The 16,024-nt window shown below is 37.8% G+C and carries 12 protein-coding genes and 2 tRNA genes; 6 read left to right on the forward strand and 8 right to left on the reverse strand.

All coding sequences use genetic code 11. The annotated features are described in order from the left end of the window. Positions 1-2 precede the first annotated feature (2 nt). The 6 genes from CHB62_RS05355 to CHB62_RS05380 all read left to right on the forward strand — a co-directional run bounded on the left by CHB62_RS05355 (position 3) and on the right by CHB62_RS05380 (position 8,275). Entirely contained in the window at positions 3-1,391 is a 1,389-nt protein-coding gene (locus tag CHB62_RS05355) for a bifunctional UDP-3-O-[3-hydroxymyristoyl] N-acetylglucosamine deacetylase/3-hydroxyacyl-ACP dehydratase (RefSeq protein WP_089365997.1), read from the forward strand. 18 nt (positions 1,392-1,409) lie between these two features. Then, entirely contained in the window at positions 1,410-2,180 is a 771-nt protein-coding gene (lpxA, locus tag CHB62_RS05360) for an acyl-ACP--UDP-N-acetylglucosamine O-acyltransferase (RefSeq protein WP_009011193.1), read from the forward strand. A 114-nt stretch (positions 2,181-2,294) separates the two neighbouring features. After that, the gene (gene miaA, locus CHB62_RS05365) at positions 2,295-3,206 is read left to right on the forward strand and encodes a tRNA (adenosine(37)-N6)-dimethylallyltransferase MiaA (RefSeq protein ID WP_089365998.1); all 912 of its coding nucleotides are present in this window, start codon (positions 2,295-2,297) and stop codon (positions 3,204-3,206) included. Positions 3,207-3,298: 92 nt separating this feature from the next. After that, positions 3,299-5,824: a transglycosylase domain-containing protein gene (locus tag CHB62_RS05370; protein ID WP_089365999.1), complete on the forward strand. Its 2,526-nt coding sequence runs from the start codon at positions 3,299-3,301 to the stop codon at positions 5,822-5,824. Positions 5,825-5,961: 137 nt separating this feature from the next. Further along, positions 5,962-7,731 carry an ATP-dependent DNA helicase gene (locus tag CHB62_RS05375; protein WP_089366000.1) on the forward strand — a complete coding sequence of 590 codons (1,770 nt, stop codon included), beginning with the start codon at positions 5,962-5,964 and terminating at the stop codon, positions 7,729-7,731. 4 nt (positions 7,732-7,735) lie between these two features. Next, the gene (locus CHB62_RS05380) at positions 7,736-8,275 is read left to right on the forward strand and encodes a hypothetical protein (protein ID WP_089366001.1); all 540 of its coding nucleotides are present in this window, start codon (positions 7,736-7,738) and stop codon (positions 8,273-8,275) included. A gap of 112 nt (positions 8,276-8,387) precedes the next feature. On the opposite strand, the gene CHB62_RS05385 is transcribed toward CHB62_RS05380, so the two are convergent. The 8 genes from CHB62_RS05385 to CHB62_RS05420 form a co-directional block, all read right to left on the reverse strand. Beyond that, the gene (locus CHB62_RS05385) at positions 8,388-8,873 is read right to left on the reverse strand and encodes a ferritin (RefSeq protein ID WP_009011198.1); all 486 of its coding nucleotides are present in this window, start codon (positions 8,871-8,873) and stop codon (positions 8,388-8,390) included. A 280-nt stretch (positions 8,874-9,153) separates the two neighbouring features. Further along, on the reverse strand, positions 9,154-10,170 hold the full coding sequence (locus CHB62_RS05390) for a branched-chain amino acid aminotransferase (protein ID WP_240616247.1): 1,017 nt from the start codon (positions 10,168-10,170) through the stop codon (positions 9,154-9,156). 124 nt (positions 10,171-10,294) lie between these two features. Next, positions 10,295-10,483 (reverse strand): exodeoxyribonuclease VII small subunit, encoded by a 189-nt coding sequence (xseB, locus tag CHB62_RS05395; RefSeq protein WP_089366003.1) that lies wholly within the window; start codon positions 10,481-10,483, stop codon positions 10,295-10,297. 41 nt (positions 10,484-10,524) lie between these two features. After that, positions 10,525-11,829 carry an exodeoxyribonuclease VII large subunit gene (gene xseA / locus CHB62_RS05400; protein ID WP_089366004.1) on the reverse strand — a complete coding sequence of 435 codons (1,305 nt, stop codon included), beginning with the start codon at positions 11,827-11,829 and terminating at the stop codon, positions 10,525-10,527. Between the two features lie 24 nt (positions 11,830-11,853). Beyond that, entirely contained in the window at positions 11,854-13,278 is a 1,425-nt protein-coding gene (locus tag CHB62_RS05405) for a S8 family peptidase (protein WP_089366005.1), read from the reverse strand. Between the two features lie 98 nt (positions 13,279-13,376). Continuing rightward, positions 13,377-13,449 (reverse strand) — tRNA-Lys (locus CHB62_RS05410). Between the two features lie 39 nt (positions 13,450-13,488). Beyond that, a tRNA-Lys gene (locus CHB62_RS05415) sits at positions 13,489-13,561 on the reverse strand. Between the two features lie 1,200 nt (positions 13,562-14,761). Continuing rightward, complete coding sequence (locus tag CHB62_RS05420) at positions 14,762-15,958, reverse strand: SH3 domain-containing protein (RefSeq protein WP_240616246.1); 1,197 nt, start codon at positions 15,956-15,958, stop codon at positions 14,762-14,764. Between the last annotated feature and the right edge of the window lie 66 nt (positions 15,959-16,024).

The following is a 16,024-nucleotide window of genomic DNA, read 5'->3' on the forward strand; positions in this document are numbered from 1 at the left end:
ACATGGAAACAGTTAAGCAGAAAACATTAAAGGGAAGTTTCTCCCTCTTCGGAAAGGGACTTCATACAGGATTGAGTCTTACTGTAACATTCAACCCTGCCCCAGAAAATACAGGCTACAAGATACAAAGAATTGACCTTGAAGGACAGCCTGTCATCGACGCTGTTGCAGAGAATGTTGTCGACACTCAACGTGGTACTGTATTGGCCAAGGGTGAGGCACGTGTTAGTACGATAGAACATGGAATGTCTGCCCTTTATGCAATGGGTATTGATAACTGTCTGATACAAATTAATGGTCCTGAATTTCCTATCCTTGATGGTTCTGCGACGATGTATGTTGATAAAATCAACGAGGTAGGTATCGTTGACCAGAATGCTCCAAAGGATTACTACATCATTCGTAAGAAAATAGAGATTAAGGACAAGAATGGTTCTGTCATTACCATTCTCCCTGACGAACAATTCTCTATCACTGCTATGTGTAACTTTGACTCTAAGTTTATTAGTAGTCAGTTTGCTACGCTGGATGATATTAACACCTACGCAACCGAGATTGCGCCAGCACGTACCTTCGTTTTTGTACGTGACATTATGCCGCTCTTGCAGGCTAACCTTATTAAAGGTGGTGACTTGGATAATGCCATTGTTATCTATGAGCAGCAGGTTTCACAAGAGAAACTTGACCAGTTGGCCGACCTCTTAAAGGTTCCACGTATGGATGCGAATAACATTGGTTATATTCAGCATAAGCCATTACAGTGGGATAATGAGTGTACACGTCATAAGCTTTTGGATATCATTGGTGACATGGCTTTGATTGGTAAGCCTATTAAAGGTCGTATCATAGCTACTCGCCCAGGTCATACTGTGAACAATAAGTTTGCTCGCTTAATGCGTAAAGAAATACGCAAGCATGAGGTGCAGGCTCCTATCTATGATCCAAACGAAGAACCGTTAATGGATAATATCCGTATCCGTGAACTCTTACCACACCGCTATCCAATGCAGTTGGTTGATAAGGTCATTGCAATGGGCTCAACAAGTATTATTGGTATAAAGAATGTAACCAGCAACGAACCATTCTTCCAAGGACATTTCCCACAGGAACCTGTGATGCCAGGTGTGCTGCAGGTAGAAGCGATGGCTCAGTGTGGTGGCCTCTTAGTACTCTCTCAAGTAGAAGAGCCTGAGCGTTGGTCAACCTATTTCCTGAAGATTGATGACGTTAAGTTTCGCCAAAAAGTCGTTCCAGGTGATACCCTCATGTTCCGTGTTGAGCTGCTCGGTCCTGTACGTCATGGGATTAGTTCAATGAAGGGTTATATGTTTGTTGGTGAACATGTAGTAGCAGAAGCTACTTTCACAGCACAGATTGTTAAGAACAAGTAATTATAAGATTATATTATCATGAATCAGATAAGCCCATTAGCCTTTGTTCATCCAGAGGCAAAACTTGGTGATAACAATATAATTGGCCCGTTCTGTTATATCGATAAGAATACGGTTATCGGCGACAATAACGTATTCCAAAATAGTGTGACCATCCATATAGGCGCACGCTTAGGCAATAACAACGAGATTTTCCCTGGTGCCAGTATATCTACTAAACCACAGGACTTAAAGTTTAAGAACGAGGAGTCAATTTGTGAGATTGGTGATAATAACTCTATCCGTGAGAATGTTACTATCTCACGTGGTACAGCTTCAAAGGGTGTCACTAAAGTTGGTAACAACAACCTATTGATGGAATGTGTACATGTTGCTCATGATTGCGTCATTGGCTCTGGTGATATTATTGGTAATGCGACGAAATTTGCAGGTGAGGTAACTGTTGATGATAATGCAATCATCTCTGCAAATATTCTCTGTCATCAGTTCTGCCATATCGGTGGATACGTTATGGTACAGGGTGGAAGTCGTTTCTCTATGGATATACCACCATATATTATTGTAGGTAAAGAGCCTGCACGCTATATGGGTATCAATCTTATAGGACTTCGTCGCCGTGGTTTCTCAAATGAACTCATCGAACTTATCCACAATGCTTATCGTATCCTTTATGGTACGGGCACGCGTGCTGAGAACATTCAGAGAATTAAAAGCGAATTACAACTCACTCCAGAGATACAATATATCATCGACTTTGTTGAAGCATCAGAACGTGGAATTATAAGATAATAGTTCTCCCCCTTTCTCTTTTAAGAGAGAGAATATGTGTTTGGTAACAAGTGTATAAAACATATCCATACGATGTAAAAGTGTAGTGGAAGTCTGTTATAATTATTTATCAGCTTGAAAAATAAGACACTAATAATAATTACTGGACCGACAGGAGTTGGTAAAACAGAAGCTACACTGCTTATCGCAGAACATTTTAATGTGCCTGTTATCAATGCTGATTCTCGACAGATATTTTCAGAAATACCTATAGGGACAGCTGCACCAACAGCTCAACAACAACGACGTGTACCGCACTATTTTGTTGGTAATCATCACTTAGAAGATTATTATTCAGCAAGTTTATACGAGCAAGATGTATTAAATCTCATTAATAGCCAAGACACCTCTATCTCTCTACTATCAGGTGGATCGATGATGTATATTGATGCTGTATGTAAAGGGATTGATGATATACCAACAATCCGACCCGAGATACGTGAAGAGATGATGCGACGCTTAGAGCTTGAAGGGTTGGAAGAGATGTGTAACTTATTGAGGAAACTTGATCCAGAGCATTGGGAAATTGTAGATAGGAAAAATCCACGACGTGTCCTCCATGCACTTGAGATATGTATCCAAACGGGGAAGACATACACTTCCTTTCGGTCAAACACAACAAAGGAACGTCCATTTAATATTATTAAGATTGGACTAAACCGGGATAGGAATGAGCTCTACGACAGAATCAATCAACGAGTTCTGAACATGATTGAAGAGGGGATGATAGAAGAAGCATTACGTGTCTATCCTAAAAGGACGCTTAACTCACTTAATACGGTCGGATATAAGGAGATGTTTGAATATCTTGATGGATTAACAACACTTGATGAAGCCATATTTAAGATTCAAAGTAATACACGTAAATATGCTCGGAAACAACTTACATGGTATAAGAAAGATGATGACTTTCAATGGTTCAACCCAGATAACGTTGAAGAAATCTTAAAATATATCAGCACAATAGTTTCATATACAAGTAAATAGCTATCTTTGTATGAGGTAGCATGGCTCCCTAAGAAGCTCGTTTACGAACGATATCAACGGGTAAGCCTTTTCATGATGAAGAATAACAATAAATGGTAAAGAAGATTTTCAAATTTATTAAAAGTATCATCCGAGGGATTATAAATTTCTTTCCTTGGTATGCTAAACTTTATAAAGGGCGTGCTTGGTATACCAAGACAGCGGTAGGAGTAGTATCGTTTATTGTCGCTATCTTCCTCTATTTGGGAATGGTAGACATTAATTTCTTGTGGTTGTTTGGTAAATCACCAGGGTTTATTGATATCAAGACTCCACCGACATACGCTGCATCTGAAATTTATAGTGCTGATTCTGTTTTAATAGGTCGGTTCTATAAGGAGAATAGAACCCCCGTGAAATATGAGGAAGTTAACCCAGCTTTTTGGAATGCACTCATTAGTACAGAGGATGAACGCTTCTATAGCCATCATGGAATTGACTTTATGGGTATCGGAGGTGCCATCAAAGACGCTTTAACACGTGGTGGTGGTCGAGGTGCTTCAACGATAACACAGCAGTTAGCTAAGAATATGTTTCGTGTCCGCACGCAGTATTCTTCAGGCTTGTTGGGACATGTCCCAGGTCTTCGTATGCTCATCATGAAGAGTAAGGAATGGATCATTGCTGTTAAATTAGAGCTTATATATTCTAAGAAAGAGATTCTTACAATGTATGCTAATACTGTTGACTTTGGTAACAACTCATTCGGTGTTAAGACAGCAGCAAAGACTTATTTTAATACAAGCCCTTCTAAATTGTCTATTGATCAAGCTGCAACCTTAGTAGGTATGTTGAAAGCTACAACTTACTATAGCCCTATATTACATCCAAAGAATTCTATACGACGTCGTAATACAGTGTTATATAATATGGTTACGCATAATGTGTTGCCACGTAATGAGTATGCCACATACTCTAAACTACCAATGAAATTAGATATACACGTCGAAGAAAATTATGACGGACAAGCACAATATTTCCGTGAATATATATCTGAATATTTCAAAGATTGGATGAAGGATAATGGTTATGACCTCTATAGTAGTGGCTTAAGAATATATACTACTATCGACACTCGTATGCAAAAGTATGCAGAACAGGCTGCAACAAAGCAAATGGAGAAGGTACAGCAGAATTTTAATAACCATTGGCGAGGTATGCAACCTTGGCGCGATGCACAAGGAAATGAGATTCCAGGGTTCATTGAAGGGATTGCAGAACGTCAACCATTCTATAAGAAACTATTACAGAAGTATCCTAATCAGCCTGATAGCGTTCTCTATTATCTGAACAAACCACACAAGGTAAAACTTTTCGACTATGAGAAAGGTCAGATAGAGAAAGAAATGTCTTCAATGGACTCTATCCGTTACATGGTTAAGTTTATGCACTGTGCTATGGTTGCAATGGAACCTGAGACAGGCGCAGTAAGAGCTTGGGTGGGTGACATCGACTTCAAGACTTGGAAATATGATAAGGTGGTTGCACAACGTCAACCTGGTTCTACTTTCAAACTCTTTGTCTATTCAGAAGCATTTAATCAAGGATTAACACCTTGTGACAAACGTCGTGATGAGTATATCAGTATGCAGGTTCTCGATAAGAAGACGGGCCAGATGAAGACATGGACACCACACAATGCAAATGGTAGATTCTCTAACGACTCAATCACATTGAAGAGTGCTTTTGCTCGTAGTATCAACTCTATCGCTGTACGAGTAGGCCAAGAGATGGGTATTAAGAATGTGATACGAACAGCACAAGAGATGGGTATAAAGAGTCCGTTAGATGACGAACCTTCTTTGGCACTTGGATCCAGCGACGTTAATCTATTGGAGTTAGTAAATGCCTATAGCACTGTTGCTAATGATGGTGAACATCATGTCCCAGTAGTTGTAACACGTATCTTAGACAAGGACGGGAATGAGGTATATGTTGCTCCCAAAGATCATGAGAAAGCATTACCTTATAAGACAGCATTCCTCATGCAGGAGATGTTGAAAGCTGGTGTGAACGAAGGTGGCGGTACAAGTCTGGCTTTGCGTCATTATATCTTTGGTGATACCGATTGGGGAGGCAAGACAGGAACAAGTAATAACCATTCTGACGCATGGTTTATAGCTGTTAGTCCAAAACTTGTTGTTGGTGCATGGGTAGGAGGTGAATATCGTTCTATCCATTTCCGAACTGGTGCCTTGGGACAAGGGTCTAAGACGGCACTACCAATCTGTGGTGAATTTATCTATAGTCTGATGCGGGATAAGACTTTCCAAAAGTATCATGCTAAATGGCAGTTAGACCCAGATGAAGATATAGACCCTACTATGTATAATTGCCAGCCTTCAGTCATTCGTCGTGCAACACCAGACTCATTACGAGATATATCTTCTGGTCATAGACGTCACAGAGATCAGGAAGAAGAGCCGAGCAACGAAAATGAGAATAGCGATGAAGGTGGCTTTATATTAGAGCCTGTACCTCAGCCGGCACCTGAACGACAAGGTAATAACAATAATAATGAGTCACAACAAATAATCAAGAAAGCGAAGAAGCCACGCAGTGAGGATATGGAAATATAAAGAAACAAGAACAATATATTCTATTAAATGTTTCTGATTATCTAAAAGTCATAAACAAACTGCCGGAAGTAGCTTTTATATATCCACAGAAAATTTCTTTTCTGTGGATATATATGATTGATTAGACATCGATAGCAATGTCAAAGGAGAAAGCAATTACCGATATACATGCAATTGATTTGAATAATACTGAACTTCAGAAAGCACTTCAGATTATTCAATTTACCAATAATAGCTTATTTCTAACGGGGAAAGCAGGAACAGGAAAATCTACATTTCTTCGTTATATTGCAGCAACAACAAAGAAAAAACATATTATTCTAGCCCCAACAGGCATAGCTGCAATCAATGCAGGAGGAAGTACGTTGCATAGCTTCTTTAAACTTCCTTTCTATCCACTTGTACCTAATGATAAACGTTACTCCGCTCGTAACTTACGTAGTACGATGAAGTACAATAGTGACAAGTGCAAACTATTACGAGAAGTAGAATTGATTATTATTGATGAAATCAGTATGGTTAGAGCTGATATCATCGACTTTATAGATAAGGTTCTCCGTCTATATAATCGTAATATGCGTGAACCTTTTGGGGGAAAACAACTTCTCTTAGTAGGAGATATCTATCAATTAGAGCCTGTACTAAAGGAAGAAGATCGTAAACTTTTACAACCTTTTTATCCAAGTTCTTATTTCTTTGATGCTAAGGTATTTCAGAATTATCCTCTTGTAAGCATCGAACTTAATAAGGTCTATCGTCAGAATGATCCTCTATTTATATCTATTCTTGACCATATACGTACCAACCAAGCGACTGACATAGATTTTAAGCTGATTAATGAACGTGTTGATGCAGAATTAAAACATACTGGACAAACTGAAGAGGATTTTATGATTACACTATCCACCAAGCGAGATACAGTAGACTGGATTAACAACGAAGGACTTGAATGCCTTGATGGGGACGCTGTAATGTTCTTGGGAGAAATTAAAGGAGAGTTCCCTGAAAGTAGTCTACCTACTCCTATAGAACTAAATCTTAAAGTCGGTGCTCATATTATGTTCATTAAGAACGACGTAGAAAAGCAATGGGTAAACGGGACCTTAGGCATCATCATCGGTATTGACGAAGAAGCTGGTATGCTATATATACATACCGAAGAAGGCAACGACCTACAGGTACAACGAGAGATGTGGGAGAATATAAGATATCGATTTAATGAAGATGAACAGCGAATTGAGGAAGAGCAGATTGGCACTTATATACAGTTTCCTATTAAGTTGGCTTGGGCTATTACAGTACACAAAAGTCAAGGACTTACATTCAAGAACGTTAATATTGATTTCACAGGTGGTGTCTTTGCTGGTGGACAAGCATACGTTGCACTTTCACGGTGTACAAGTTTGGAGGGCATTACATTAAAAGAACCACTTCGAAGGAATGAGGTATTTGTAAGAAGTGAGGTAACACAGTTTGCCAAACACTATAATGATAATAATATTATCTCTACAGCACTTAAACAGAGTAAGGCAGATAAAGAGTACTACGACGCTATATCTGCTTTCAACGAAGGCGACTTTGATTCTTTCCTCCGTAACTTCTTCCTTGCTATTCATAGCCGATATGATATTGAACGTCCAGCAGCAAAACGATTTATCAGGAGAAAACTGAATATCATTAATCAGCTACGAGATGAAATTGAGACGCTGAAAAAAGAACAGGCAGAAAAGGATAAATACCTAAAAGAATTATCGGTGGAATATGTTATGATGGGAAAAGAATGTGAACAGGAAGCTATGACGGATGCAGCCATAGCAAACTATGAAAAGGCGCTTAGACTCTGTCCTAACAATCCTACTGCAAGAAAGAGATTAGAGAAATTAAAACCTCTCTGCAAAAAACTATAACAACATGGAAAAGAAGAATAGTATTTCAAAACATATAGCTAAAATATTGCTTGTAATAGTACTTATTATTATTGTCATTGCATCCTGTCATAAGAGTAAGACAATTGAAGGTAGTAATGATGAGGATACTGTCGCCGCAAAGGAGTTCACTCCACAAGTTGAGAATGGGAAACTGAATATAGACTTATTCAACATCACTTCTATTCATTTCCCTAAATACAAAGTGGCTAAGACTACTCCTTTCATACCCGACTCTGTCAGTTTAGCAGCTGATGAGGAGACTGTTGCAAGTGGTAACTATACTGCAACTCTAATACTTGACACCATTCCTAACAAGACGTTTTACCAAAGAATAGAGCTTGCAGCACAGCATGATACTTGTTGGAATATTAATAAATTTGCCTACACCTACGAACGGAAAGATAAAACGGGAGGTTTCTATAAAATTGTTTTTAGTAAGGATGGACAGCAAATCAGTGTTACTCATCTGAATAAAGATATGATAAAGTTCATACCAAAGAGCATCCAACAACATCAGAAATAGTTGGAAATAAATAATCTATATGATAAGAATAATCTTATCCGTAAGTTTTAACTAATACAAACAAACAAAAATGTCAGAGCTAAATGCCCTGACATTTTTATTTTCTCCATTCTTATCGAGCTTGCTCAAGTTTGCTATCGATATGTGCAATAGCGTGACTTTCCAAGTGAGAGAAAGAATCCAAGATATCTTGAACATTCTTCTCTTCCTCAACCTGCTCGTCGATATACTTCGCAATGAAATTCTGTGAAGCACGATCTTTCTCCTCATCAGCTACGTCAGCCAATTTATTGATAAGATCAGTAACTTTGCGCTCATGAGCTAATGTCTCGATAAATACCTCTTTAGCATCAGTCCAACTGGTCTTAACAGCATCTATACTGGTAAGGAGTACCTCACCACCACGATGGAGAACGAACTGAGCCATATCCATTGCGTGCTGTCTTTCTTCTTCCGCCTGCTTATACATCCAGCTTGAGAAACCCTTCCAGCCTTCCTTACGGAACCAGCATGACATTTGAAGATAAAGATTTGATGACCACATTTCTGCTGCAATCTGTGCGTTAAACGCATCCTGCATTTTCTTTGATATATTCATTTCAATTATTATTTAAAATGTAACTTAATTCTTAATAAAAAAGTCATCAAGCATAATTCCGACTGCAAAATTACTACTTTATTGTTATTTTTCCAAATAATTCACTTATAAATATTTATCTACAGTATCAATTCCTTTTACCCAAAGACTTTATAACGTGTTTTACCTGCATAAAAATATACATCAAAGCACTAAGCAATAAGCTTATCGATACTTTGATGTAATTTTTGATAATTATGTCTCTTAACTTGACAAGATTTCTTTTCGTATTAAAGTAAACTTACTCAATGACAACCATAGTCCAACCATGCTTATCTTCAATCGTACCATATTGAATGCCACGAAGTGTTTCGTAGAGCTTTGTTGACCATGGTCCTGGCTTGTCTCCAAAATTATAAACCTTACCAGTTGTCATGTCATCCAGATGAGAAATCGGAGATATAACAGCAGCCGTACCACAAGCACCAGCCTCTTCAAAGCTATCTAACTCATCTTCAGAGATAGGCCGACGTTCTACCTTAATACCAAGATCTTCTGCAATCGTCATCAAACTTTTATTTGTAATCGAAGGTAAGATTGAGGATGATTTGGGTGTAATATACGTATTGTTTTTTATACCAAAGAAGTTTGCTGCGCCACATTCATCCACATATTTTTTCTCCTTAGCATCAAGATAGAACTCTGACGCATAACCTTGCTCATGTGCACGACGGTTGGCTCTCAATGACGCAGCATAATTACCACCGACTTTATACATTCCTGTTCCTAACGGAGCTGCACGGTCTACATCACGAACAATAACATAAGGATTAGCACAGAATCCACCTTTAAAATATGGACCAACTGGAGTAACAAAGATTAAGAAACAATATTCTTCGGCAGGACGTACACCTACTTGAGCAGAAGTTCCTATTAAAAGAGGTCGAATATAAAGAGAGGCACCACTTTCGTAAGGAGGGATAAATTCTTGGTTGAGACGGACTACTTTCTTTACCATCTCAACAAATAAGTCTGTTGGGACTTCTGGCATTACAATACCACGGCTTGTATTCTGCAAACGTGCTGCATTCTCCTCTACACGAAAAACACGTACCTTACCATCTGGACAACGATAAGCCTTTAACCCCTCGAATGCCTCTTGGCCATAGTGAAGACAGGTTGCAGCCATGTGAAGTTTTAGATACTCATCTGAAGAGACTTCAATTTCACCCCACTTACCATTACGATAGTAACAGCGTACATTATAATCTGTTGCCATGTAGCCAAAAGTTAAACTTGACCATTCGATATTTTTCATATTCTTGTGTGTTAAGTTATTATTCATGATTATTAAATACAAAAGTAAACAAAATTATTTTATCATACAACCAATTGACAAGTTAAATATACTTATATGTCAATTTATAATTAATAACTCAACCTTATTCCTTTTCCAAGAGCTTTTGTATATCCGCATCTGTGCGCTTTAGTTTGTCCTTACAAAGTTTTACCAATTCTTGTGCCTTTTTTAATTGTGCAGCCATTGAATCAATATCAAGTTCACCACTCTCCATCTTATCAACAATCTTTTCTAACTGTCGAACAGCTTCTTCGTATTTAATATCTTTCATTATTCCTTATTTATAAATTATATCTATTTGCATATAAACTTTTAAGATAGTTTTTCAACTTTACTTTCTATCTGCCCTATTTCAAGTAGAGTAGTTATCGTATCACCAATCTTTAAATCGTTAGCATTATGAATAGCTTTACCGTTATGTAACGTTATACTATACCCACGTTTTAAAAGTAAAGTAGGGTCAAGCAACCGAGCACGATGTTCAAGTACATCAAGTCGATGATGCTCAGAAGACAACCGACCTCTTACTGCAGGTTGTACCCGTTGTTGTAAAGAGAGCAGTAGAAAGTCAGATTGTTTCATAAGCTCTTTGGACGCTGTAAATAAACACTGAAACAAACTTTCAAGTCGTGCTTCTTGCTTTGTTCGGACGATAGAGAACAACACGGGAATCTGAGCGCCAATATGTTTAATGCGCATATTCTCTATTTCTAATGCTTTTTTTACATAATCTATAATCGTTGATTGGGCACTCTCAACTCTTATAAGTGTTGAAGTAAGATGATCGATAAGATAGGCCGCGGCTGCTGTTGGTGTCTTTACACGCTGATATGAAACCATGTCCAAGATGCTTTCATCACGCTCATGCCCAATCCCTGTAATGATGGGTAATGGAAAATTAGCTACATTTTCGGCAAGACCTAACGTATCAAAACCACTAAGATCAGCAGTTGCTCCACCACCTCGAATGATAACAACACAATCAAATTCTTCTTCACGATTATTTATATGATTCAAGGATGCAATAATACTACTTTCAACATTATCACCTTGCATGATTGCTGGGAACAATTCTACATGGAAATATAGTCCCAACTCATTATTCTCTAACTGATTACAAAAATCCCCATATCCAGCAGCTGTTGCTGAAGAGATAACAGCTATTCGTTGCGCAAACAATGGAAGACTCAGTTCCTTCTGTAAATCATATACTCCTTCTTCCTTCAACTGACGAATTATCTCTTGACGCTTACGCATCATATCGCCCATTGTATATTCAGGGTTAATATCATCTACAATCCAGGAGAAACCATACTGAGGGTGAAACTGAGCATGAACTTGTAACATTACTTTCATCCCGGCTCTTATCTGTTGTCCTGTGATACGAATGAAATAAGGTTTAATAGCAGACCAGATATTACTCCAGCATTTAGCAGAGGCCCGTGCAATAGGAACATTACTATTCTCATTCTTTTCAATCAACTCCATATAACAATGGCCACGATTCTCACGGACTTCAGATAGTTCTGCTTCTACCCAATAAGAACGTGACATCGTAGTGTTAATAACATCTGCCACAAGACTGTTCAATTCGAAAAGTGAGAGTGTCTTAGTCATTTTCTGTGATTCTTTTCTACTATTTTACTTCTCACTATAACGAGTAGCAGCCTGGTATGCTAACCAAAAGTCAGGAATTCCATATCCCATAATATTATCTGGAGATTGACAATTACTTCCTGCTTGACGTACTATACTTATTATCTCTGAGGCTGATTTGTTAGGCGCAGCCTGCCACAGACAGGCTACCATTCCGGCAATGAGTGGACAAGCGAAAGATGTACCATTATCTGGAATAATATATCCCCTACCCGATACAACATTTGTCGGACAACCATAAGCCATCACGTCTGGCTTTATTCGTCCATCAGCTGTAGGACCTATTGAAGAAAAAGGAGCATTTATCTTATCTGGTGAAACCGCACCTACTGTGAGAATATTATAAGCATCGGCAGGAACATTAACTTTCTTCCATGTTCCCATCCCATCGTTTCCTGCACTATTAACAAGAATCATGCCCTTGTCTGCTAAACGTGATGCAACTTGTGATATAGCCGCAGTTTTTCCATTTAAATCAGAATAACAATAGTTCAGCGTCTTATCATCAAACCCATGATATCCCAGAGATGAACTAATAATATCCACCCCCACAGAATCTGAAAACTCGACAGCAGCAATCCAATAATCTTCCTCTGCAGGACTTTCCGTTAGATAGTCCTCCGTGCGAAGCAGCCAAAAATCAGCCTTGGGAGCTGTGCCAACAAATAAAGTGGGTTGGTTCATAGCGATAGTAGACAATGTCTTTGTCCCATGATCCATTTCCTTAAAAACATCATCTTTAGACCCTGCAACAAAATTACGCGTTCCTTTAAGACTTAAATTCTTAAAGGCAGGCATCTTATCAACATTCATAAACCCTGCATCGAGCACTGCTATCGTTATACCTTGCCCCATGAAACCAAGATTATGTAATTTTCTTCCATTCAAGTTCTCTATCTGTTCTTTCCCCATACCATAATAATCGTGGGCAGAAGAGTCAAGGGTCTGAAGCACTGAATTATAGTGTACACGCTGAGAAAAAGGACGAATCGAATCTGGAGATGTAAACACTAACTTGCTATCTTTGACAAAGGATAATACCTTTAAGTCTTCTAACGTCTGTCGATTGTCACCACGAACAAGCACAGAATTGTTCCATTTGCTTATAGCAACAACTTTACATCCTCTTTTCTTTATCTGCTGGAGATAGACAGGAGATACAGGTAAATCCGTTGAATCAAGTTTCAATCCCTGACGTTCACGTCTAAGGATAGAAGCTTTTGAAAGGAACCTATCAGGTTTATCCAATGAAAAAGGTGTTCCATTCTTGTCCTTTAATGTTACACGAAACATATAACACTTACCTCCAGGATAACTTATCAGCTCTACCCCACTACTATAAGCCAACATTGTGGTACTTATCAAAAGAAGGGCAACAATTATGTATAATTTGTAATGAGTTCGTTTCATAATGTGCAAACTTACACAAAATAATCGAATTATACGGTAGAAAAGATAAGAAAAAAACAAAAGAAAAAGGACTTCCTCATATGAGGAAATCCTTCTTGTACACCCTTAGGGATTCGAACCCTAGACCCACTGATTAAGAGTCAGTTGCTCTACCAACTGAGCTAAGGGTGCATGCTAAACGAAAAGACCTGGGTTAGAAATCAATTCTTGTACACCCTTAGGGATTCGAACCCTAGACCCACTGATTAAGAGTCAGTTGCTCTACCAACTGAGCTAAGGGTGCTCATTTCGTTTTTGCGAGTGCAAAGGTATTACTTTTTTATGAACTAACCAAACTTTTTCTATCTTTTTTAGTAATAAAGTTCTTATAAATCCTATGCTGTTATAGAATAAATACTTTATAACTATATGAGAATATGATGATTAGAAAATGTTATAAATCCTATAAACAACCCTATTTTTCTTTATTAGGATTATGTATCTAATCTTATTATTCGAACAAATCATCAATTGTAGTTTAACATGTGTTTGATTACTTATAATAGTTCGATTACATCATTTACACCCTAACTTATTTTTATTTTCATTTGCTGTCAGTTTTAACATTTAGCGTAAATCACTTATTATTAAATTGTTACACCAATGATAATAATGACAGATATGACAGCAAAATTAGAAGCGATTTTCCAAAACTAAAACTTCCACAGAAGCAACAAAAGGAATGTTGCCCTTTACTGTTTACTGAATAAATGGTGTCCTATTATGTGGCTATCCATTATCTGCAAGTGCACCTTATCTTGTTACTGGCCTTGAATGAAAAACCAAAATAGCGAACAGCGACTTTGTGTACCGCAATATCGTACGTAACCTTTCACATTCTGATAACGAAAGAGAAGGGAGTTATTTACACACACGAAGAGTCAACAAAAAGCATGTAGTCTACTAAAAATACAGAACAATCAAAGAGATGTTGTACTAAGTTTCGCAGATGTAAAATCCTCCAAGTACTTACATAAGTTCTCCTGTTGTTTTATAAATTTCATCACTCTACATTTTGGGGAAAGCTAAAAATACGAAGTAAGTATCATCTTTGTTTCCTTTCAAGTTAGTATTTAGCCCAATAGAGATTTGTCCGGACGCCCCGGACAATGTGTCCGGAGGCCTCGGACAAATCGTCCGGAGGCTTTGGACAAACTTTCCGAGCACCTCGTACATTTCGTCCAGACGTCATGTACACTCCGTAAAGAGACCTTTAGATTGTCTAATATAGAGGACGGCTAACTCAATATGTACATCTACTATTTTTGCGAATTGTATCTTTTCAAGAATCTAATCTATGAGGGAATGAGGCATTTAACGACTTGCATAGCCCGCTAAGTGTAGTGAGTTAATTTTTAGTAAGAAAGATCTTATGACACACAAAAGCATAATAAGAGACAATATAAAAGGATATTGGCTATCTCAACCGATATGTAGGAAGAAACTAATTACATCTAATTCTACTCTTGTGGATATATCCAACCTTACCGTTATCAGTCTTTACTTGCCACCATTCCCCATTCTTCTTTATAACATCAACGAAACTACCCGATTTAATTCGAGTTATTATCTTAGCTTTAGGGCTTCCAGACTCACGTATATTAGTATAACCATCTGAATCTTCGATATAATAATCTGTTCGATCATCTGTCGTGGAGTTTAACAGGATTGCTGCTTCAACAATATCTCGCAAAGCAGTTCTTCCATAATAATTATTTCTTCTTATCCTCTGTGCAATTCCCTTGTCAACCAACATAAAGTTATAAAGATGTTGGTATGCTTTTTTATCCATTACCTTGAGAATATTACTTTGATGCGCTTCGTCATATTTATTCAAACAGTCCAACAAACATACCAAACATTCATCTTTCACTTTCTGCTCCACGTTGATTTGCTTATAATGCTTGTAGTAGGCATAAACAAGGTTTTCAAAAGCCTCCATACAACTTTTATTTGATACCGCTTGCTGATAAAACATGGTAATTAATTTCTTCCTGTATCCTCTTGATGGATTGTTATAGAACAAAACATTCTTGACATCATTGGCTATATAACCATTTTGACAAGCGTAATCTATAGCACGACGGATAAGCTGGTCATTCTTTTCATAATTTAGGTCAAAGACAACATCTATCGCATTGTCCTTGTTTTTATAGAAATAAGACAAAGAAGAGGGATTGTCATTGAAAAGTAATTTGTTATATGCCAGGAACATATCCGCTATGCCATTTTCTTTCGTATAAAGAACTTTTCGAGCCTCACTCATAGTCGGCTCATGGTCTAATGCTGGCTGATAAAATAGACTTTCATTGCCTGTAAAAATAAACCTGCCGAACTCATTGACTGAATATATAATATCCTTGTTTATATCTAAGCTGTACACTTGTGCAGACGGATGAAGTCGTATTCCAAATAACTGTAGACACTTTTCTTTGAACACGTCATAGTCTGGTGTCTTATAACCATGTGATTTCACATACTCTTCCAATAGGAGAGATTGCATACTGTCTTCACACTCCATTAATCCTGTATTAACAAACTCATTCTCAACCATTATATGGTGGGAACCAGAAGACTGTGCTTGACAAAAGTTAGCAACCAATGCAAACAAACAAAATATTATAAATATGCGTTCTTTCATCCAATTTTCTACTATAGGTTGTTATATCAATTCATAATTCATCCTTACCTTACATATAGCAATCTT

The sequence above is a fragment of the Prevotella jejuni genome, from assembly GCF_900187995.1.
GTDB lineage: Bacteria > Bacteroidota > Bacteroidia > Bacteroidales > Bacteroidaceae > Prevotella > Prevotella jejuni.